This is a genomic window from Streptomyces sp. iso_384 (assembly GCF_056172905.1).
Map to the genome: position 1 here is coordinate 5,919,492 of NZ_JBWBTT010000001.1, position 20,950 is coordinate 5,940,441.

General features: G+C 69.8%; 18 protein-coding genes and 5 tRNA genes. 10 read left to right on the forward strand and 13 right to left on the reverse strand.

Translation table 11 applies throughout. From position 1 onward, the window contains the following. Positions 1 to 44: 44 nt before the first annotated feature. Together leuD and leuC are read right to left on the reverse strand one after the other, a co-directional pair. Positions 45 to 638, reverse strand: a complete 594-nt coding sequence (leuD, locus tag AC0VY3_RS26465; RefSeq protein WP_137234498.1) for a 3-isopropylmalate dehydratase small subunit — start codon at positions 636 to 638, stop codon at positions 45 to 47. A 2-nt stretch (positions 639 to 640) separates the two neighbouring features. Further along, positions 641 to 2,068 (reverse strand): 3-isopropylmalate dehydratase large subunit, encoded by a 1,428-nt coding sequence (leuC, locus tag AC0VY3_RS26470; RefSeq protein ID WP_475550746.1) that lies wholly within the window; start codon positions 2,066 to 2,068, stop codon positions 641 to 643. A 173-nt stretch (positions 2,069 to 2,241) separates the two neighbouring features. On the opposite strand from leuC, the gene ndgR reads away from it, so the two are divergent. Both ndgR and AC0VY3_RS26480 read left to right on the forward strand, forming a co-directional pair. Further along, entirely contained in the window at positions 2,242 to 2,958 is a 717-nt protein-coding gene (gene ndgR, locus AC0VY3_RS26475; protein WP_003966003.1) for an IclR family transcriptional regulator NdgR, read from the forward strand. 215 nt (positions 2,959 to 3,173) lie between these two features. Continuing rightward, a complete protein-coding gene (locus tag AC0VY3_RS26480; RefSeq protein WP_475550747.1) occupies positions 3,174 to 3,551 on the forward strand; it encodes a hypothetical protein in 378 nt (125 codons plus the stop codon). A 78-nt stretch (positions 3,552 to 3,629) separates the two neighbouring features. On the opposite strand, the gene AC0VY3_RS26485 is transcribed toward AC0VY3_RS26480, so the two are convergent. From AC0VY3_RS26485 to AC0VY3_RS26525, 9 genes are all read right to left on the reverse strand, one after another. Then, positions 3,630 to 3,702, reverse strand: a tRNA-Glu gene (locus AC0VY3_RS26485). A 20-nt stretch (positions 3,703 to 3,722) separates the two neighbouring features. Further along, a tRNA-Gln gene (locus tag AC0VY3_RS26490) sits at positions 3,723 to 3,794 on the reverse strand. A 12-nt stretch (positions 3,795 to 3,806) separates the two neighbouring features. Then, a tRNA-Glu gene (locus AC0VY3_RS26495) sits at positions 3,807 to 3,879 on the reverse strand. 62 nt (positions 3,880 to 3,941) lie between these two features. Then, positions 3,942 to 4,014, reverse strand: a tRNA-Glu gene (locus AC0VY3_RS26500). A gap of 38 nt (positions 4,015 to 4,052) precedes the next feature. Beyond that, a tRNA-Gln gene (locus AC0VY3_RS26505) sits at positions 4,053 to 4,124 on the reverse strand. A gap of 88 nt (positions 4,125 to 4,212) precedes the next feature. Next, positions 4,213 to 4,932, reverse strand: coding sequence for an HAD family hydrolase (locus AC0VY3_RS26510; RefSeq protein ID WP_475550748.1), 720 nt, complete (start codon positions 4,930 to 4,932; stop codon positions 4,213 to 4,215). Positions 4,933 to 5,030: 98 nt separating this feature from the next. After that, on the reverse strand, positions 5,031 to 6,545 hold the full coding sequence (gene gltX, locus AC0VY3_RS26515) for a glutamate--tRNA ligase (protein WP_475550749.1): 1,515 nt from the start codon (positions 6,543 to 6,545) through the stop codon (positions 5,031 to 5,033). Continuing rightward, entirely contained in the window at positions 6,538 to 7,323 is a 786-nt protein-coding gene (locus AC0VY3_RS26520; RefSeq protein ID WP_475550750.1) for a fumarylacetoacetate hydrolase family protein, read from the reverse strand. The genes gltX and AC0VY3_RS26520 overlap by 8 nt, the downstream gene beginning before the upstream one ends. Before the next feature lie 112 nt (positions 7,324 to 7,435). Beyond that, positions 7,436 to 7,618, reverse strand: coding sequence for a hypothetical protein (locus AC0VY3_RS26525; RefSeq protein ID WP_475550751.1), 183 nt, complete (start codon positions 7,616 to 7,618; stop codon positions 7,436 to 7,438). Between the two features lie 585 nt (positions 7,619 to 8,203). On the opposite strand from AC0VY3_RS26525, the gene AC0VY3_RS26530 reads away from it, so the two are divergent. From AC0VY3_RS26530 to AC0VY3_RS26565, 8 genes are all read left to right on the forward strand, one after another. Then, complete coding sequence (locus tag AC0VY3_RS26530; protein WP_475550752.1) at positions 8,204 to 12,010, forward strand: sensor histidine kinase; 3,807 nt, start codon at positions 8,204 to 8,206, stop codon at positions 12,008 to 12,010. A gap of 9 nt (positions 12,011 to 12,019) precedes the next feature. Further along, a complete protein-coding gene (locus AC0VY3_RS26535) occupies positions 12,020 to 12,433 on the forward strand; it encodes a roadblock/LC7 domain-containing protein (protein ID WP_006127850.1) in 414 nt (137 codons plus the stop codon). Positions 12,434 to 12,568: 135 nt separating this feature from the next. Next, positions 12,569 to 12,976 (forward strand): DUF742 domain-containing protein, encoded by a 408-nt coding sequence (locus AC0VY3_RS26540; protein ID WP_003966010.1) that lies wholly within the window; start codon positions 12,569 to 12,571, stop codon positions 12,974 to 12,976. Further along, positions 12,957 to 13,538, forward strand: a complete 582-nt coding sequence (locus AC0VY3_RS26545) for a GTP-binding protein (protein ID WP_003966011.1) — start codon at positions 12,957 to 12,959, stop codon at positions 13,536 to 13,538. Before AC0VY3_RS26540 ends, AC0VY3_RS26545 begins: the two co-directional genes overlap by 20 nt. 362 nt (positions 13,539 to 13,900) lie before the next feature. Beyond that, the gene (locus tag AC0VY3_RS26550; RefSeq protein WP_475550753.1) at positions 13,901 to 17,158 is read left to right on the forward strand and encodes a sensor histidine kinase; all 3,258 of its coding nucleotides are present in this window, start codon (positions 13,901 to 13,903) and stop codon (positions 17,156 to 17,158) included. A gap of 10 nt (positions 17,159 to 17,168) precedes the next feature. Continuing rightward, on the forward strand, positions 17,169 to 17,582 hold the full coding sequence (locus AC0VY3_RS26555; RefSeq protein ID WP_030125847.1) for a roadblock/LC7 domain-containing protein: 414 nt from the start codon (positions 17,169 to 17,171) through the stop codon (positions 17,580 to 17,582). 90 nt (positions 17,583 to 17,672) lie between these two features. Beyond that, positions 17,673 to 18,323: a DUF742 domain-containing protein gene (locus AC0VY3_RS26560; RefSeq protein WP_475550754.1), complete on the forward strand. Its 651-nt coding sequence runs from the start codon at positions 17,673 to 17,675 to the stop codon at positions 18,321 to 18,323. Continuing rightward, positions 18,304 to 18,885 (forward strand): GTP-binding protein, encoded by a 582-nt coding sequence (locus AC0VY3_RS26565; RefSeq protein ID WP_014048542.1) that lies wholly within the window; start codon positions 18,304 to 18,306, stop codon positions 18,883 to 18,885. The genes AC0VY3_RS26560 and AC0VY3_RS26565 overlap by 20 nt, the downstream gene beginning before the upstream one ends. Positions 18,886 to 18,971: 86 nt before the next feature. On the opposite strand, the gene AC0VY3_RS26570 is transcribed toward AC0VY3_RS26565, so the two are convergent. Beyond that, complete coding sequence (locus tag AC0VY3_RS26570) at positions 18,972 to 19,175, reverse strand: acyl-CoA carboxylase subunit epsilon (protein WP_030076048.1); 204 nt, start codon at positions 19,173 to 19,175, stop codon at positions 18,972 to 18,974. Positions 19,176 to 19,246: 71 nt separating this feature from the next. Beyond that, on the reverse strand, positions 19,247 to 20,830 hold the full coding sequence (locus AC0VY3_RS26575; protein ID WP_475550755.1) for an acyl-CoA carboxylase subunit beta: 1,584 nt from the start codon (positions 20,828 to 20,830) through the stop codon (positions 19,247 to 19,249). Positions 20,831 to 20,950 lie beyond the last annotated feature (120 nt).

Below are 20,950 nucleotides of genomic sequence, written 5' to 3' on the forward strand. Positions count from 1 at the left end.
CCCCCTGCCGGGAGGCAGGGGGCGCAGTCCTGGAAAAGCGCTGCTCAGGCGGCAATGGTACGCGGCTTGAAGACCGGCCTGGCCGCCTCGTACGCGGCGATGTCCGCTTCGTTCTGAAGGGTGAGGCTGATGTCGTCGAGGCCGTTGAGCAGGCGCCAGCGGGCGTTCTCGTCGAGCTCGAAGTCGGCGGTGATGCCCTCGGCGCGGACCTGGCGGGTCTCCAGGTCGACGGTCACCTCGGCGGTCGGGTCGGCCTCCGTCAGCTCCCAGAGCGCGTCGACGACCTTCTGCTCCAGCACCACCGTGAGCAGGCCGTTCTTCAGCGAGTTGCCGCGGAAGATGTCGGCGAAGCGGGAGGAGACGACGGCCTTGAACCCGAAGTTCTGCAGGGCCCAGACGGCGTGTTCGCGGGAGGAGCCCGTACCGAAGTCGGGACCGGCGACGAGGACCGACGCGCCCTGGCGCTCGGGGCGGTTGAGGACGAAGTTCTCGTCCTTGCGCCAGGCTTCGAAGAGCCCGTCCTCGAATCCGTCGCGGGTGACCTTCTTCAGCCAGTGGGCGGGGATGATCTGGTCGGTGTCGACGTTGCTGCGGCGCAGCGGGACGACCCGGCCGGTGTGCGTGGTGAAGGCTTCCATGGCTATCGGACTCCGGCGGGGGTACGGGCGTCGGACAGGTCGGCGGGCGAGGCCAGATGGCCCAGCACCGCGGTGGCGGCGGCGACCTGGGGCGAGACCAGGTGGGTGCGGCCGCCCTTGCCCTGCCGGCCCTCGAAGTTGCGGTTCGAGGTGGAGGCGGAGCGCTCGCCGGGGGCCAGCTGGTCGGGGTTCATGCCGAGGCACATCGAGCAACCCGCGTGCCGCCATTCGGCGCCGGCCTCGGTGAAGACCTTGTCCAGGCCCTCGGAGACGGCCTGGAGCGCGACCCGGACCGAGCCGGGGACGACCAGCATCCTTACGCCTCTCGCGACTTTGCGGCCGTCCAGGATCGAGGCCGCGTTGCGCAGGTCCTCGATGCGGCCGTTGGTGCACGAACCTACGAAGACGGTGTCGACGCTGATCTCGCGCAGCGGCTGCCCGGCGGTCAACCCCATGTACTCCAGGGCCTTTTCGGCGGCGAAGCGCTCCGAGGCGTCCTCGTACGAAGCCGGGTCGGGGACGTTGGCCGACAGGGGCGCGCCCTGGCCGGGGTTGGTGCCCCAGGTGACGAACGGGGCGAGTTCGGCGGCCTCGATGACGACCTCGGCGTCGAACACCGCGTCGTCGTCGGAGCGCAGCGTGTTCCAGTACGCGACGGCGGCGTCCCAGTCCTCGCCCACGGGGGCGTGGTCGCGGCCCTTGAGGTAGTCGTAGGTGGTGGCGTCCGGGGCGATCATGCCCGCGCGGGCGCCGGCCTCGATCGACATGTTGCAGATGGTCATCCGGGCCTCCATCGAGAGCTTCTCGATGGCGGAGCCGCGGTATTCGAGGATGTAGCCCTGGCCGCCGCCGGTGCCGATCCGGGCGATGATCGCCAGGATCAGGTCCTTCGCGGTGACCTCGTCGGGCAGTTCGCCCTCGACCGTGATGGCCATGGTCTTCGGGCGGGCCAGCGGCAGCGTCTGGGTGGCCAGGACGTGCTCCACCTGGCTGGTGCCGATACCGAACGCCAGCGCGCCGAATGCGCCGTGCGTGGAGGTGTGGGAGTCGCCGCAGACCACGGTGGTGCCCGGCTGGGTCAGCCCCAGCTGCGGGCCGACCACGTGGACGACGCCCTGCTCGACGTCGCCCAGCGGGTGCAGCCGTACGCCGAACTCCGCGCAGTTCTTGCGCAGGGTCTCCAGCTGGGCGCGCGAGACCGGGTCGGCGATCGGCTTGTCGATGTCGAGGGTCGGGGTGTTGTGGTCCTCGGTGGCGATGGTGAGGTCGAGGCGCCGCACCGGACGTCCGGCCTGACGCAGACCGTCGAAGGCCTGCGGGCTGGTCACCTCGTGCAGCAGGTGCAAATCGATGAAGAGAAGGTCGGGCTCGCCCTCCGCGCGCCGGACGACATGGTCGTCCCAGACCTTCTCCGCGAGTGTCCTACCCATCGCTTTCCCTCCGGCCGGCGTCTTCGCCGGCCCAACTAGAGATTGGTGCGCCTCCGTCCGGACCCCCGTGCGGGGCGGTGGCTACGAGCCGTTGTGGGGCCGCCCGTACAGGTTCGCAACTTCCGCCGAAAATTGAACTTGCGTTTCACAGAGTGAGACGGGAGTATCGTCGTATGGACAACTCTAGCGGCGTCGGCGTTCTCGACAAGGCAGCTCTGGTATTGAGCGCCCTGGAGTCCGGTCCGGCCACCCTCGCCGGGCTGGTCGCGGCGACCGGGCTCGCACGGCCCACGGCCCATCGACTGGCCGTGGCACTGGAACACCACCGAATGGTGGCGAGGGACATGCAGGGCCGGTTCATTCTCGGCCCCCGGCTGTCGGAACTGGCAGCCGCGGCGGGCGAGGACCGCCTGCTGGCCACGGCCGGACCGGTGCTCACCCACCTGCGCGACATCACCGGCGAGAGCGCGCAGCTCTACCGCCGGCAGGGCGACATGCGGATCTGCGTGGCGGCGGCCGAACGGCTGTCCGGACTCCGGGACACGGTGCCGGTCGGCTCCACGCTCACCATGAAGGCGGGCTCCTCCGCCCAGATCCTGATGGCCTGGGAGGAGCCGGAGCGGCTGCACCGGGGCCTCCAGGGCGCCCGGTTCACGGCGACGGCGCTCTCCGGCGTACGGCGACGGGGCTGGGCCCAGTCGATCGGCGAGCGGGAGCCGGGGGTGGCCTCGGTCTCCGCCCCGGTGCGCGGCCCCTCGAACCGGGTGGTCGCCGCCGTCTCGGTCTCCGGGCCGATCGAGCGGCTGACCCGCCACCCGGGCCGGATGCACGCCCAGGCCGTCATCGACTCGGCAGCGCGGCTGAGCGAGGCCCTGCGCCGCACGGGCTGACCCGCCCGTCACGGCTCCGCTCCCCCGTCTCCCCCCTCTCCCCGTCTCTTCTTCTCACCGTCTTCCGGAAGGCCGCCCCAGCGCCGTGGCGGCCCTTTTTCTTTCCCGGGCCTCTCCACTCTCTCTCCGCTCAGCCGTCGGAGGACCGGTGGGCGAGGCGGTCCGCCGGCCTGCGGCCCCGCGCCCGGACGGGGGCGCAAGGGAAGGCGCGGAGATTGCGACTGGCGGAGCTGAGCGAGCGGAGCGGCGTCCCGACGGCGACGGCACGGGCCGAGGTGGCCGCGCTGCTCACGGAGTTGGGGTGGACGGCGACGCTGGAGCTCGGCGAGCTCTCCCCCGTCCACCGGTCCCCGGTCGCTTCGGTGGCCACGCTGATCCGGCTCGGATACCCGTGTGACATCGGCTACTTGACCCGGCAGGCCCGGATCATGGAGCAGGCCGCGGTGCACGATCCGGACGAGATGGAGACGTACGCCTCCGAAGCCGAGCAGGTCGAGAAGGCCGTCGCGTCGGCGGTGTGGTACGAACCGCTGCCGATGTCCCTGCGGCGGCCGGCGCAGAGCGAGGAATCGGCCCGCCGGTACGGCCTGTGACGGGGACGGCCTCACGGCAGGGGCGGCAGCGGAAAGGCCCTCCACCGAGGTGAAGGGCCTTTCCGTACTGCTCTGTTGTACCCCCGACCGGATTCGAACCGGCGCTACTGCCGTGAGAGGGCAGCGTGCTAGGCCGCTACACAACGGGGGCGTGGTTACTGCTGACTTGCGCTGGGCTACCAGGACTCGAACCTAGAATGACGGTACCAGAAACCGTAGTGTTGCCAATTACACCATAGCCCATGGTGTGACAAGTACCCCCGACCGGATTCGAACCGGCGCTACTGCCGTGAGAGGGCAGCGTGCTAGGCCGCTACACAACGGGGGCCCTAGCGATCCTGCATCGAGAGCGATGGGTGCGACCCATGATGTTCTCGCGGGAAGGATCTGTACCCCCGACCGGATTCGAACCGGCGCTACTGCCGTGAGAGGGCAGCGTGCTAGGCCGCTACACAACGGGGGCTTGTCCTGCTGGTCTTGCTCGTACTGCTTGGTCTTGCGCTGGGCTACCAGGACTCGAACCTAGAATGACGGTACCAGAAACCGTAGTGTTGCCAATTACACCATAGCCCACTGAAATGCAACCCCTGGAGGGGGCTTCACTTCTGTCTGCGCTTCCCGGCCGGATCTTTCGGCCCGCTCGGGCGGCGCAGAAAGAACATTACCCGAAGGTGTCCGGCGCTCCAAAACGGGTATCGCCTGCCAGCAGGCCGGGGAGCTGGTCGAGCCCGGTGATCGTCACGAGGTCCGGCCGCCCGCCCCTCCCCCGCCGGTCGAGCCAGATCCCCGTCAGCCCGGCGGCCACGGCCCCGCTCGCGTCGATGTCGGGTTCGTCGCCCACGTACGCCACCTCGTGCGGCTCCAGCGCGAGCGCCTCGCAGGCCGCGTGGAAGGCGGCGGCCTCCGGCTTGGAGATCCCGAGCTCCACGGCGCAGACCATCGCCTCGAAGCGGTCCCGGACACCGAGCGCGGTGAGCTTGCGGTGCTGGTTGTGGCTGCTGGAGTTGGAGAGGATCGCGTGGCGGTAGTCGGGCGCCAGGCGGTCCAGGACCGGCAGCACGTCCGGGAAGAGCGTCCAGGCGGCCTCGTAGTGGGTCAGATGACCGGCGAACCAGGCGTCGGCCTCCGCGTCCGCCATCGTCCGCGCGAGGAAGTCCCGCACCCGGTCCCGGCGCTGGCCGAGGAAGTCCGTCTCCCCGGCGGCGACGCGCGCCCAGTGCACGGCGGTGATCGTCTTCCAGGCGGCGAGGGCCTCGTCCACCGACGCGTACGCCTCGGGCAGTCCCACGCTCTCCAGGTGGAGCCGCATACCGGTCCGATCGGCGCCCGCGTAGTCGAAGATCGTGTCGTCGATGTCCCAGAGCACGGCGCGGATCGGCATGGATCTCACGGTAGCCGTCGGCGGGCGGCCGCGGAGGGGGAAAGCCGAGGAGGGCCGCAGCCGGTCGGCTGCGGCCCTCCTCGGGGCGTCGGCGCTGGTTACGCGGTCAGCTTCGCCAGCGCCGCGTCCACGCGGGCCAGGCTCTTCTCACGGCCCAGGATCTCCAGGGACTCGAAGAGCGGCAGGCCGACCGTGCGGCCGGTGACGGCGACGCGGACCGGGGCCTGGGCCTTGCCGAGCTTGAGGCCGTGGGCCTCGCCGGCGGTGAGGACGGCGTTCTTCAGCGACTCCGGGTCGCTCCAGTCGGCCGCTTCCAGGTTGGCGCGGGCCGTGGTGAGCAGGGCCACCGGGTCGCCCTTCATCGCCTTGGTCCAGGACGCCTCGTCCTCCACCGGCTCGTCGAGGAAGAGGAAGTCGACGTTGTCGGTGATGTCGGAGAGCACCGTGACCCGGGTCTGTGCGTACGGGGCGATCCGGGTCCACTTCTCCGCGTCGAAGGCCTCGGGGGCCCAGGGGGCGAAGGGGGCCTGGAGCCAGGGGCCGCAGGCCTCGGTGAAGGCCTTCACATCGAGCATGCGGATGTGCTCGGCGTTGATGTGCTCGCACTTCTTGAGGTCGAAGCGGGCCGGGTTGGCGTTGACGTCCTTGATGTCGAACGCCGCGATCAGCTCGTCCATCGAGAAGATGTCGCGGTCCTCGGCGATCGACCAGCCGAGCAGCGAGAGGTAGTTCAGCAGGCCCTCGGGGAGGAACCCGCGCTCGCGGTAGAGGTTGAGCGAGGCCTGCGGGTCGCGCTTGGAGAGCTTCTTGTTGCCCTCGCCCATGACGTACGGCAGGTGGCCGAAGGCCGGGGTGTCCTTGGCGATGCCCAGCTCGATGAGCGCCCGGTACAGGGCGATCTGGCGCGGGGTGGAGGACAGCAGGTCCTCGCCGCGCAGGACGTGGGTGATCTCCATCAGCGCGTCGTCGACCGGGTTGACCAGCGTGTAGAGCGGAGCCCCGTTGGCGCGGACGATGCCGTAGTCCGGGACGTTCTCCGGCTGGACGGTGATGTCGCCGCGGACCAGGTCGGTGAAGGTGATGGCCTCGTCGGGCATCCGGAAGCGGATGATCGAGGTGCGGCCCTCGGCCTCGTACGCCGCCTTCTGCTCGGCGGTGAGGTCGCGGCAGTGGCCGTCGTAGCCGGACGGCTTTCCGGCGGCGCGGGCGGCGTCGCGGCGGGTGTCCAGCTCCTCGGTGGTGCAGTAGCAGGGGTAGGCGTACCCGCCGGCGAGGAGCTCCTCGGCGACGTCCTTGTACAGGTCCATCCGCTGCGACTGGCGGTAGGGGGCGTGCGGGCCGCCGATCTCGGGGCCCTCGTCCCAGTCCAGGCCCAGCCAGCGCATCGAGTCGAGCAGCTGCTGGTAGGACTCCTCCGAGTCGCGCGCCGCGTCGGTGTCCTCGATCCGGAAGACCAGGGTGCCCTGGTGGTGCCGGGCGAAGGCCCAGTTGAAGAGCGCCGTCCGGACCAGGCCCACGTGGGGGTTACCGGTCGGGGAGGGACAGAAACGGACGCGAGGGGGTACCCCCTGGTCGAGCGGAGCCGAGACCTTGGGGGAGGGTGCGTTAGCCACGCTTGATCACCTTGTTGGTGAGAGTGCCGATGCCTTCGATGGTGACGGCGACCTCGTCGCCGACGTGCAGGGGTCCGACCCCTGCGGGGGTGCCCGTGAGGATCACATCGCCCGGGAGCAGCGTCATGGCCTCCGTGATGTGGACGACCAGGTCCTCGACGGAGCGGACCATGTCGCTGGTGCGGCCCAGCTGTCGCTGCTCGCCGTTGACCGTCGCCTGGATGGTGAGGTCGTGCGGGTCGACGTCGGTCTCCACCCAGGGGCCCAGCGGGCAGGAGGTGTCGAAGCCCTTGGCGCGGGCCCACTGCTTCTCGCGCTGCTGCACATCGCGGGCGGTGACGTCGTTGGCGCAGGTGTAGCCGAGGATGACGTCCTTGACGCGCTCGCGCGGGACCTCGCGGCACATGCGGCCGATGACCACGGCCAGCTCGGCCTCGTGGTGCAGTTCGTTGGAGAAGGAGGGGTACTCGATCGCGTCGCCGGAGCCGATCACCGAGGTGGTGGGCTTGAAGAAGATGATCGGCGCGTCGGGGACCTCGTGGCCGAGTTCGGCGGCGTGCTCCGCGTAGTTGCGGCCGATGGCCACGACCTTGTTGGGGAGCACGGGGGGCAGCAGCCGGACCTTGTTCAGCGGGACCTTGGTGCCCGAGAGCTCGAAGTCGGCGTACGGAATGCCCTTGATGATGTCGAGGACGAGGTCACCGGATTCCACGGTGCCCTGCCCCTCGACGGCGCCGAAGGCGACATTGCCGTCGATGGAGAACCTGGCGATGCGCACGGGATGCTGTCGCCCCTCACTTGCTGGCTGGCTGAAGACTGACGCTCCAGGCTAGCGCCGGGCGAGGCGCTGAGCGCGCATGAGGGGGACGGCCGTGCGTACGACGGGGGTACTACTGGGCGGCGGTGACCGGGGCTTCCATCAGGATGGTGCGGCGCGGGTTGGCCGTCACGTTCGGCAGGTCGGCGGCGTGCTCCGGGGCCGGCGGCGTCTGCAGCGCTTCGGCGTCCTTGAGGTGCGCCAGCGTGGTGCGCCGGGGGTTGGCAATGTTGCGGAACATCGTCGTCGTCTTCATCTGCCGTCAGGACCCTGTCGGTATGGGCGTCACTCGTCGCGGCGCCGGCTTGTCGGATTCGCCATCCCTGTAAAGCGTCAGGCTAAACATCCGATTCCCTGCCCGAGCCGGGATGAGGCGACGATCATCATGTGAGTTTGCTCACGAACTAATCGACAATTTGCCCATTTCGGACAGTCGGCCCCGTTCCAGAAAACGGACATTGCACCACTGAATCCACCATTCCGCTCCTGATCATCGCGACTGGGACACCCCCCACCCCTAGGTGACTCGCCCCCAATAGTCCGCTTTACTCACGATCACTCTCCACTGCTTGTTACCCATTCATCACAACGTGTCACCCAGGTCACAGCCCGGTACATGGGCCTTGTTGGAGATCCTGCACTGTGCTGGAATTCCACGCACCGCCGCGGGCTTCAGATCCGGCGCGCCGGGGCGCAACGCAGCGCCGAGTGGCGGCGGGAGGGGGAAGTACGCCGGTCACTCATACGACCACCATGGGGCGCGTCCAGCGCCCCACGACGCCGACACCGTTCTTGTCCGCTACCTGCGGGCGGGACGCCTGGTCCAGAGGTTGCGACGCTAGTGCAGGGACGTTTCAAGAGGGATGGCAGCGCTCCGGCGGAACAGGAGCCGCGCGGCGGGACCGACCGCGGTTCCTCGCCCCAGCACGCCCAGAACCCCGGGCCGGCCGCTGCCGGCGACAACAGCGACCGTGCGCAGCGCCCGGGCTCCACGACGGGCGGCGGCGCGGAGCCGAACACGCCCGCACAGTCGCGTGGCCCGGTCGACACGGGTTCGCGAATAGCGCTCCGTAACTGGCGCATCAGTACGCGACTGGTCTCGCTCCTCGCCCTCCCCGTGGTCGCAGCGACCACGCTGGGCGGTCTGAGGATCAACGAGTCCATGACCGACATGCAGCAGCTGGAGCACATGCAGCTGCTGACGAAGATGACCAAGCAGGCGACCTCGCTCGCCCAGGCGCTCCAGGTGGAGCGCGACCAGTCGGCCGGTCCGCTGTCGAACAAGTCCAAGCCCACCGACTACAAGGTCACCGGGCCCCGGGACAAGACGGACCGGGCCAAGGACGCCTTCCTCGACGAGACCGACTCGATCGGTGACTCCGAGGGCGACGAGGCGCTCGACAGCATCCACGCGAGCATCTCGCAGATCGCTTCCCAGCTCGGCACCATCCGTACGATCCGCAAGACGGCGTACGAAGAGGGCGCACCGAGTCTCAACACGATCGACCAGTACAACCAGCTGATCACCTCGCTGCTGAGCCTCTCGCAGGACATGGCGCAGGCGACCAGCAACCCGGACATGATCAAGCGGACCCGGGCCCTGGCGGCGTTCTCCTCCGCCAAGGAGTACGCCTCGGTCCAGCGCGCGATCATCGCCGCGGCGCTGCCCGGCGGTTCGGTCAAGGAGCCGCACCTCAACCCGAACGACCGGCAGTTCGGCTCCAACGCCCTCGCCAAGGAGTCCCGCGCCCTCACCTCGTTCAAGACGATCTACGGGACGACCGGGGAGAGCGCCGAGGAGCTCATGGCTCCCCTGGACAACGGCAACCCGGAGATCAACGCCGGGAACATGTACGCCAAGCGGATCCTGGACACCACCAACGGGATCGAGGGCAAGCAGGTCCGGTCCTACCTCGACTGGTACGACCAGAGCACCATCAAGATCAAGGCCATGGAGACGATCGAGGCCACCCTCCTCAGCGACATGGAGGCCAAGGCCCGCGAACTGCGCCAGGCCTCCCAGCGCGAGGCGATCGTCAACGGTGCGGTCATCCTCCTCGTGCTCGGCGTCTCGCTCGTCGGCGCCTTCGTGGTGGCCCGCTCCATGATCCGCTCGCTGCGCCGCCTCCAGGACACCGCCACCCGGGTCGCCCAGGACCGGCTGCCCGAGCTCGTCAAGCAGCTCTCCGAGACCGACCCGCAGGACGTCGACACCTCCGTCGAGTCGGTCGGTGTGCACTCCCGGGACGAGATCGGCCAGGTGGCCGCGGCCTTCGACGACGTGCACCGCGAGGCCGTCCGCCTCGCCGCCGAGCAGGCCCTCCTCCGGGGCAACGTCAACGCGATGTTCACCAACCTCTCGCGCCGCTCCCAGGGCCTCATCCAGCGCCAGCTCTCGCTCATCTCCGAACTGGAGTCCCGCGAGGCCGACCCGGACCAGCTCTCCTCGCTCTTCAAGCTCGACCACCTCGCGACCCGTATGCGCCGTAACGGCGAGAACCTCCTCGTCCTCGCGGGCGAGGAGCCGGGACGCCGGTGGACCCGCCCCGTCCCGCTGGTCGATGTGCTCCGTGCCGCCGCCTCCGAGGTGGAGCAGTACGAGCGCATCGAACTCTCCGCGGTGCCCGCCACCGAGGTCGCGGGACGGGTCGTCAACGACCTCGTGCACCTGCTCGCCGAGCTGCTGGAGAACGCCACGTCGTTCTCCTCACCGCAGACGAAGGTCCGGGTCACCGGTCACGCGCTGCCCGACGGCCGCGTGCTCGTCGAGATCCACGACACCGGTATCGGCCTCTCGCCCGAGGACCTCGCCGCGATCAACGAGCGGCTCGCGCAGCCGCCGACGGTGGACGTCTCCGTCTCCCGCCGCATGGGACTGTTCGTGGTCGGCCGGCTGTCGCTGCGTCACGGCATCCGGATCCAGCTGCGTCCCTCCGACTCCGGCGGTACGACCGCGCTGGTCATGCTGCCCGTCGACGTCGCGCACGGTGGCAAGCAGCCGCCGTCCAAGCAGGGTTCCGGGCAGCAGTCCGGCGCCCCGGGCGGTCTGCTCGCGGGCAACGGGAACGGCGCGGGCAACGGCCAGCGCGCGGGTCTCGGCAGCGGTCCGGGCGGTCCGGGCGGTCCGGACGCCAAGAGCCTCGGCGGTGGACCCGGCGCCCAGCGCGGCCAGGTCGGCGCAGGCGCGGGTCCCCGGGCGGCGCTGCCGTCCCGGGACGGCTCGACGGGTCGGCCGCAGGGCCCGCAGGGCGGCGGTCAGCCGAACAACGGCGGCCCGGGTCAGGACTTCCCGGCCCAGGGCCAGGCGCCCCAGCGCCAGGGCGGCGGTCTCTCCGGCGCCTTCGGCAACAGCGCCCGGCTCGGCGCGCGCGGCGCCCAGGGCGGCCCCCAGGGCGAGGCCCCGGCGCAGCCCAACCTGTTCGGGCACGGCGCTCCGCCCTCCCCCGGGCAGAACGGCCGCCCGGGCTCGTTCGCACCCCAGAACCAGCAGAGCCAGCAGGGCCCGTCCGGCTGGCAGAACCAGCAGGGCCAGCAGAACCAGTCGAACCAGCAGGGCCCCGGGGCGCAGCAGCCCCAGGGGCGCCCGGGACAGAACGGCCCCGCCCAGGGCGGTTTCCAGCAGTCCGGCGGCCCCGGCCGTCAGCTGCCGCCGCCCGGTGGACCGCGTGCCGAGCTGCCCGGGGGCAACCCGCAGCCGCAGCGTCCGGCGGCCACCAGCTGGGGCGCCGACACCCCGCGCGGCCACGAGGAGCACGACACGACCGGGCAGTTCGCCCGGCCGGCGGGCCCCGGCCAGGACCCGGCGTTCGACGCCCCGCTGAACCAGCGGCCTGCGGACGACCGGCAGGGCCCCGGTGCGACCTCCGAGTTCGCCCGGCCCGACTTCTCGGCTCCCGGGGCTCCGCAGGACCGCTCGTACCCGCAGCAGGCTCCGCAGGGCCAGGACCCGGCGAGCACCGCGCAGTTCGCGCGGCCGGACTTCGGTGTCCCGCAGCAGCCGCACCCGAACCAGCAGGGTCCGGGCGGCAACCAGCAGGGCCAGGGCGGCTACGACCAGGGTCAGCAGCAGCTGCCCGCGCCGCGTCGGCCCGGCCCGGAGGGCAACGACTTCGGCGCCCCGCGTCCGGCGCTGCCGTCCCAGCCCCAGCAGCCGGAGGCCCTGCCACCGGCCGGTCCCGGGGACGGGCGTACGCCGCTGTACGACACGCTGGAGACGAACTGGTTCCACGGTCCGGGCCAGGGCGGCCAGCAGTCGCCCGCCGAACCGCAGGCGCCGGCCGCTCCGGAGCCCACCGGTGTGCCCGTTCCGCCCATGCCTCAGCGTGGTGCGGCCGACCCCTCGGTCACCAGTTCCTGGCGGGCCTCTCCCAACGACGAACTCGTACGCCAGGCCGAACGGGTCAAGAAGCCCGCGGCCGGCGGTGTCACCACTTCCGGGCTGCCCCGCCGTGTTCCCCGCGCCAATTTGGTTCCGGGGACCGCACAGCAGCAGAATCACCAGTCCGGACCTCAGGTTTCGCGCGCGCCCGATGACGTGCGCGGTCGTCTGACCAATCTCCGCCGGGGCATCCAGCAGGGTCGGCAGGCCAACAACGGCTCGCAGACCGGCAGTATCCATCTCGGCCCCACTCACCAGCAGGAGCGTTAGTTGAGCCCCATGAGTCAGGCCGCGCAGAATCTGAACTGGCTGATCACCAACTTCGTGGACAACACCCCAGGGGTGTCCCACACGGTGGTGGTCTCCGCGGATGGCCTGCTGCTGGCGATGTCCGAAGGTTTCCCGCGCGACCGCGCCGACCAGCTCGCCGCTGTCGCGTCCGGGCTGACCTCGCTGACCGCGGGTGCGTCCCGGATCTTCGAGGGCGGCGCCGTCAGTCAGACGGTTGTGGAGATGGAGCGGGGATTCCTCTTCCTCATGTCCATCTCCGACGGCTCGTCCCTCGCCGTTCTCGCCCACCCGGACGCCGACATCGGTCTGGTCGGGTACGAAATGGCCCTCCTGGTCGACCGTGCGGGCACCGTCCTCACGCCCGACCTCCGCGCCGAGCTCCAAGGCAGTCTGCTCCATTAGACGGCCATCCAGCGGATTCACGACACGATCCCCCCAGGTAATGCCCACAACCCTCACCCGACAGGCCGCTTTAGTCCCCTCACCGGCCCCTTGCAGACGGCAAGCCGAGAACCTGCTGTCACGCCCGGAGGATTCATGACCCCGCCACCCGCCTCACCCGATCCGTACGGCGCACTGCACCACGCGTCGTACGACGGGGAAGGCGACCAGCCGCTGGTTCGTCCTTATGCCATGACCGGCGGCCGGACCCGGCCGCGCTACCAGCTCGCGATAGAGGCTCTGGTCAGCACGACGGCAGACCCGGCGCATCTGGGGACCCTGCTCCCCGAGCACCAGCGGATCTGCCACCTCTGCCGTGAGGTCAAGTCGGTGGCGGAGGTGTCGGCACTGCTGTCGATGCCGCTCGGCGTCGCCCGGATCCTGGTGGCGGACCTGGCGGAAGCCGGCATGGTGGCCATCCACCAGCCGGGCAACGGAGAGGCCGGCGGCGCGCCGGATGTGACACTGCTCGAAAGGGTGCTCAGTGGACTTCGCAAGCTCTAGCGGCGGTACGGGCCGCGCCACCACCTCGGCGAAGATCGTGGTGGCGGGCGGCTTCGGCGTGGGCAAGACCACGTTCGTCGGGGCCGTGTCGGAGATCAACCCGCTGCGCACCGAGGCCGTCATGACGTCCGCGTCCGCGGGCATCGACGATCTGACCCACACCGGGGACAAGACGACGACCACCGTCGCCATGGACTTCGGCCGCATCACACTGGACCAGGACCTGATCCTGTACCTCTTCGGTACGCCCGGTCAGGACCGTTTCTGGTTCATGTGGGACGACCTGGTCCGCGGCGCGATCGGCGCCGTCGTCCTCGTCGACACCCGCCGTCTCGCCGACTGCTTCCCGGCCGTCGACTACTTCGAGAACAGCGGGCTGCCGTTCGTCATCGCCCTCAACGGCTTCGACGGACACCAGCCCTACACGCCCGACGAGGTGCGTGAGGCGCTCCAGATCGGTCCGGACGCGCCCATCATCACCACCGACGCCCGCCACCGCGCGGACGCCAAGAGCGGCCTGATCACGCTGGTCGAGCACGCTCTGATGGCACGCCTGAAGTAGTCATTCCGCCAGACGCAAGTCGATATCGGTATACGGAAGTTGCAGTAGTCACGCGGGGGCGGCCTGTGTCGTTTGACACGATCCGCCCCCGTGTTCATAACGTTTCGACAGAGAATTGACTCCGCTCCGCCACCCGATGCATCCATTCGGTGCCACTGCGCTCACATGAGCCCCGCCTTTTGACGGGGCTCGCTCTTTATGCCCGTTTTATCTGAGGCCTGGGCCACTCGGAATCGATGATTCCGAGTGTTTGGAACGGGGCCGGTACCCGTGCTGCAATTCGACGAACTCCCCAGTAGTACGGCCCTGAACGAAATAATCCGGCACAGCGTAGGTGCCGACGCCGAGAGGTTGTTGGTCGAGTGAGGCGAAGCAACGAGGGCTCCGCGGCGCAGCCCGAGCGGGGCAACTTCACCCCGCCGTCGCGCGCTGCGGCGTCCCCTGCGGATGTGCCCGGCACGGTGCCCGCCGAGGGCGGCAGCTCCAGCCGGCTGTCCCCACGCAACTGGCGCGTGGCCACCCGCCTGAACGCGATCCTCCTGATCCCGGTGCTGGTCGGTCTGGTCATGGGCGGCTTCCAGGTGAAGGGCTCCATCGACACCTGGGGCGAGGCGCAGGAGGCCGAGAAGATCGCGGTCGTCGTGCGAGCCGCGTCCGACTACGGGCAGGCGCTGCTGAACGAGCGCGACCTCACCGCGGAGCCGCTGCTCTCGGGCGACCGTGACGCCGATGTGGTCGAGCAGACCCGGGCCACCACCGACGAGGCGGCGCGGAAGTTCGACGCCGCGGTCAAGGACATGCCGTCGAAACCGGGCCTGGAGCGCCGGCTGAAGCTGTTCAAGGGTGAGGAGCCCAAGCTTCCCGAGCTGCGCAAGGCCGCCTACTCGCAGGCCCTGGACCCGGTGAAGACCGAAGAGGGCTACGTCCAGGTCCAGCACTCGCTGATGGAGTTCTCCAACGAGCTCGGCCTCGGCACCGGCAACATCACCAGCTACGGCCGCACCGTCTACGCGATCGAGCTGTCCAAGGCTGCAGAATCGCTTCAGCGCTCGATCGGCATGCACCTTCTGGTGCGCCCGAGCCAGAAGCCGGGCACGTACAACGACCAGGTCAAGGCCTTCGGCTCGTACAACTACCTGGAGCAGATCGCCCTCGGCGAGTTCAACTCCGGTGGCACCCAGGCGGACGTCGACCGGCTCAAGCAGGTCATGGCGGGCAAGGCCGCCGAGGGCGCCAAGCAGCTCAAGGCCGCCAAGGAGCAGGCCGAGGCCGCGGGCAAGCCCTTCGTGGCGCCGCCGAGCATCGACGGTTCGGTCTTCGACGGCATGGCCCAGGAGATCGGCAAGGGCCAGGACCCCAAGGACCTGGCGGCCAAGGGCATCACGCCCGAGACCTGGATGGCGGCGGCCACCGCGAAGTTCGAGGGGTACGCCACCGTCGAGGACGAGCTCGTCACCAAGGCGGTGGACGAGGCCGCGAGCATCTCCTCCGACGCCAAGACCGACGCCATCGTCAACGGCCTCATCGTCGTCATCGCGCTGCTGGCCGCGTTCATCCTGGCCGGGCTCATGGCCCGCCAGATGAGCCGCTCGATGCGCCAGCTGCGTACCGCCGCCTTCGGCATCGCCGAGCAGCGGCTGCCCTCCCTGGTCGACCAGCTCTCGCGTACCGACCCGGGCCGGGTCGACACCCGGGTGCAGCCCATCCCGATCACCACACAGGACGAGATCGGCGAGGTCGCCCGCGCCTTCGACCAGGTGCACCGCGAGGCCGTCCGGCTCGCCGCCGAGCAGGCCATGCTGCGGGGCAACGTCAACGCGATCTTCACCAACCTCTCGCGCCGCAACCAGTCGCTCATCGAGGGCCAGCTGACCCTCATCAGCGACCTGGAGAACAACGAGGCCGACCCGGACCAGCTGGAGAGCCTCTTCAAGCTGGACCACCTGGCGACCCGTATGCGCCGCAACGGCGAGAACCTCCTCGTCCTCGCGGGCGAGGAGCCCGGCCGCCGCTGGAACCAGCCCGTTCCCCTGGTCGACGTGCTCCGGGCCGCCTCCTCCGAGGTGGAGTCCTACGAGCGCATCGAGCTGACCGGTGTGCCGGAGAGCGAGATCCACGGCCAGGCCGTCACCGACCTCGTGCACCTGCTGGCCGAGCTGCTGGAGAACGCCACCACGTTCTCCTCGCCGCAGACCAAGGTCAGGGTCACCGCGACCCGGCTGCCCGACGGCCGCGTCATGGTCGAGATCCACGACAAGGGCATCGGCCTCACCGCCGAGGACTTCGCCGACATCAACCACAAGCTGGCCAACCCGCCGACCGTGGACGCCGCGGTGTCCCAGCGCATGGGCCTGTTCGTGGTCGGCCGGCTGGCCGACCGGCACGGGATCCGGGTCCAGCTGCGCCCCTCGGGCGAGCAGGCCGGGACCACCTCGCTGGTCATGCTGCCGGACGCCATCACCCACGGTGGCGGTGGCGAACCGGGCAACGGCCAGGACGACTTCACCGTCTCCTCGATCATCCCCGAGCAGCAGCAGGCCTTCGAGCCGGCGCCGCAGCAGGCTCCGATGCGTACGGCGGCGGAGCTCGGCTTCGACGACTCGCGGTACGAGGTCCCGGCGGACCCGGGCCAGCTCGACCCGGTCAACCGCTCGCTGATGCGCGAGGAGCGCAGGGCGGCCCTGGAGGCCCAGACGGGCACGGGCGGCCCGTTCGGCGACACCTCCCAGGAGCAGCAGGGCTACGCACCGGAGCCGTACGCGGGCGACCCGTACGGCGGGCAGCAGCAGCCGCAGCAGGGGTACGCCGACGAGCACTACCGCCAGGACCAGTACGGGCAGCAGCCGCAGCAGGACCAGTACCAGGGCTCCTACGAACAGCAGCAGCAGTACGGCGCCGAGGACGGCTATCCGCAGCAGGATCAGCAGCCGCAGCAGGATCAGCAGCACCCCGGAGACGGCTTCCAGGAATCGGCATATGCCGTTCCGGACGACCGGCCGGGCCAGTACGCCGACCCGTACGCGGCTCCGGCCGCCGACCAGTCCCACCAGGACGACTGGCCTGTTCAGAGCGGTTTCCAGAACACTTATGAGCCGATTGCTCCCGCCGAATCGGAATCTGTTCCGAGCACGCCCGCGGAGCCTTCGGAGCGCGTAGGCTTCGACCGTCCGGGACCCACCCCGAACGTCGGCCACGAGCTGACCGAAGCCGGTCTGCCGCGCCGCGGCGGTCAGCAGCACTGGCAGCCCGGCCCCGGCGGCCGCGCCGACGACCAGCCCGCTCCGACTCCGCAGCGCCTTCCGCAGCAGGAACAGCGGCAGGACCCGCAGACGGACGGGGACGGCACCGACGACTGGCGCTCGACGAACGACGAGCGCTGGGAGCGGGCCGAGAAGCTCCGTGAGCCGAAGGCGGGCGGAATCACCCCCTCCGGTCTCCCCCGGCGCGTACCCAAGGCCAACCTGGTCGAGGGCACGGCGGAGCAGACCCAGCAGGGCGGCCCACAGGTCTCCCGTGCGCCCGAGGACGTCCGCGGCAGGTTGAGCAACCTGCGGCGGGGGATCCAGCGGGGACGCAGCGCGGGGTCGGACACCAGTACCACCTACAACCAGGAGCGTTAGTGTGAGCCCGATGAGCCAGGCGGCGCAGAATCTCAACTGGTTGATCACCAATTTCGTGGACAACACCCCCGGGGTGTCGCACACGGTGGTGGTCTCCGCCGACGGACTCCTGCTGGCGATGTCCGAAGGTTTCCCGCGCGACCGCGCCGACCAGCTGGCGGCCGTCGCCTCCGGTCTGACGTCGCTGACCGCGGGGGCCTCGCGGATCTTCGAGGGCGGCGCCGTGAATCAGACCGTTGTGGAGATGGAGCGGGGATTCCTCTTCCTCATGTCCATCTCCGACGGCTCGTCCCTCGCCGTTCTCGCCCACCCGGACGCCGATATCGGTCTGGTTGGGTACGAAATGGCCCTTCTGGTGGACCGCGCGGGCAGTGTCCTGACGCCGGACCTCCGCGCCGAACTTCAGGGAAGTCTTCTTAACTAGTAGACAGACAGTGCGTTTCTCGCCACCGCGCCATAAAGTGCGGTGGCGCGGCCCCACTGGGATCGGCGACCGGCAGTCGGAGGAGGAAACGTGGCAGCACCCACAGGCGGGCACCCATACAACGGTGACCAGAGGGTTCCGGGTGAGCACGGTGACGACCGTTTCGGCTTCCCTGCCGCTCCTGGCGGGCAGGGCCCCGGGCAGTATCAGCCATATCAGCAGCCGCAGCAGCAACAGCCGCAGCAGGGTGCTCACGGCGCGCAGGGGTCCGAGTGGCCTCCGCAGCAACCGGGGTCGGGGTGGCCGCAGCAACCGCAGCAGCCCCAGCGGTACGACGCGCCCCAGCGGTCGCGTATTCAGCCGGTGCAACAGCAGCGGCGGGCCCCCGAGCCCGCCGCCCACAACCCGTTGGTCCGTCCGTACGCCATGACCGGCGGCCGGACCCGACCGCGTTACCAGCTCGCCATCGAGGCGCTGGTCAGCACCACGGCCAATCCGTCCCGGCTGCAAGGGCAGTTGCCCGAGCACCAGCGGATCTGCCGGCTCTGCATCGAGATCAAGTCGGTCGCCGAGATCTCGGCCCTTCTCTCGATCCCCCTCGGCGTTGCCCGGATCCTCGTCGCCGACCTGGCCGAGGCCGGACTCGTCGCTATCCATCAGCCCGGCGGCGACGAGGCCGCCGGCGGCCAGCCAGATGTGACACTGCTCGAAAGGGTGCTCAGTGGACTTCGCAAGCTCTAGCGGCGGAGCGGCCCGCTCCACTACCTCGGCGAAGATCGTGGTGGCAGGGGGCTTCGGCGTGGGTAAGACCACGTTTGTCGGTGCCGTTTCGGAGATCAACCCGCTGCGCACCGAAGCCGTGATGACGTCCGCCTCGGCGGGCATCGACGATTTGACCCACACCGGGGACAAGACCACCACGACGGTGGCCATGGACTTCGGACGTATCACCCTGGACCAGGACCTGATCCTGTACCTCTTCGGTACGCCCGGTCAGGACCGTTTCTGGTTCATGTGGGACGACCTGGTCCGCGGCGCGATCGGCGCCGTCGTCCTCGTCGACACCCGCCGTCTCGCCGACTGCTTCCCGGCCGTCGACTACTTCGAGAACAGCGGCCTCCCGTTCGTCATCGCCCTCAACGGCTTCGACGGACACCAGCCCTACACGCCCGACGAGGTGCGTGAGGCGCTCCAGATCGGTCCGGACACCCCGATCCTGACGACGGACGCCCGCCACCGCGCGGACGCCAAGAGCGCGCTCATCACGCTGGTCGAGCACGCCCTGATGGCACGGCTGCGCTGAGGCCTCCGGGTTACGGCACCACGGGAAGGGCCCCGCACTCCTGAGGAGTGCGGGGCCCTTCCGTATGACGTGCGGCGGGCGGGCGGTCAGCCCTGCCAGCTGTGCGGGGCGCGGAAGCCCGGCGTGCGCTCCAGGCGGCGCCAGCCGGCGGTGTCACGGCCCCGGTGGGCGGGGGCGGCGGGCTGAGCGGCGGCGCGGGCCATCAGGACGGCGGTGATGGCCGCCAGCTCCTCGGGGTCGGCGTGACCCTTCTCGACGCGCAGGACGGACTCGGCGGAAGTCAGGCTCATGGTGGGGTGTCTCCGTCTTCTCAGCAGGATGTCGTGGACCGTGCGGCGGATCGCGCCGCTGCGGAGGAGGACTACTGCGGGGGGTTGCCGTGCTTGCGGGACGGCAGGTCGGCGTGCTTGGTGCGGAGCATGGCGAGCGAGGCGATGAGGACCTCGCGGGTCTCGGCGGGGTCGATGACGTCGTCGACGAGGCCGCGCTCGGCCGCGTAGTAGGGGTGCATCAGCTCGGCCTTGTACTCCTTGACCATGCGGGTGCGCATGGCCTCGGGGTCCTCGGCGTCCGCGATCTGGCGGCGGAAGATCACGTTGGCCGCGCCCTCGGCGCCCATGACCGCGATCTCGTTGGTGGGCCAGGCGTAGGTGAGGTCCGCTCCGATGGACTGGCTGTCCATGACGATGTACGCGCCTCCGTAGGCCTTCCGCAGGATCAGCGAGATCCGCGGCACCGTGGCGTTGCAGTAGGCGTACAGCAGCTTCGCGCCGTGGCGGATGATCCCACCGTGCTCCTGGTCCACGCCCGGCAGGAAGCCGGGGACGTCCAGAAGGGTGATGATCGGGATGTTGAAGGCGTCGCACATCTGGACGAAGCGAGCGGCCTTCTCGGAGGCCTCGATGTCCAGCACCCCGGCCAGGGCCTGCGGCTGGTTGGCGACGATGCCGACGACCTGGCCGTCGAGGCGGGCCATCGCGCAGATGATGTTGCGGGCCCAGCGCTCGTGGATCTCCAGGTAGTCACCGTCGTCGACGAGCTCCTCGATCACCTGGTGCATGTCGTACGGACGGTTCCCGTCGGCCGGGACCAGGTCCAGCAGCACGTCGCCGCGCCGGTCGGCCGGATCGTCACTCGGAACGGTCGGCGGGTTCTCACGGTTGTTCGAGGGCAGCATCCCGATGAGGTACCGGACCTCCGCGATGCACGTCTCCTCGTCGTCGTACGCGAAATGCGCGACACCCGACGTCTCGGCGTGCACGTCCGCACCACCCAGACCGTTCTGGGTGATCTCCTCACCGGTGACCGCCTTCACCACGTCCGGCCCGGTGATGAACATCTGCGAGGTCTCCCGGACCATGAACACGAAATCCGTCAACGCCGGGGAGTACGCCGCACCGCCCGCACACGGGCCCAGCATCACGCTGATCTGCGGAATCACACCGCTCGCACGCGTATTGCGCTGGAAGATACCGCCGTAACCCGCGAGCGCCGAAACGCCCTCCTGGATACGCGCTCCCGCGCCGTCGTTCAGCGACACCAGCGGAGCACCCGCCGAGATAGCCATGTCCATGATCTTGTGGATCTTCGTGGCATGCGCCTCACCCAGCGCCCCGCCGAAGATCCGGAAATCGTGCGCGTACACGAACACCGTCCGGCCCTCGACCGTGCCCCAACCGGTGACCACACCATCGGTGTACGGCTTCTTCGCCTCCAGACCGAACCCCGTCGCCCGGTGCCGACGCAGCTGCTCGACCTCCTTGAACGAACCCGGATCCAGCAACAGCCCGATCCGCTCCCGAGCGGTCAGCTTCCCCTTGGCGTGCTGCGCCTCGGTCGCCCGCTCACTCGGCCCGCGCCGCGCCTGCTCGCGCAGGGCCAGCAGTTCGGCCACCCGGCCTCGGGCGTCGGTCGGCTCACCCTGGGTTTCGTCCACAACGGTCATGTACCGACCCTACGAACCCCGACCCAGAAATCGTGCCGTCGACTCCGAACAGTCTCCTGCCCGGTTTCGTGGTGGGAGTGAACAGAACCATGGCATCGTGCACGCGATCCACCAGCGAAA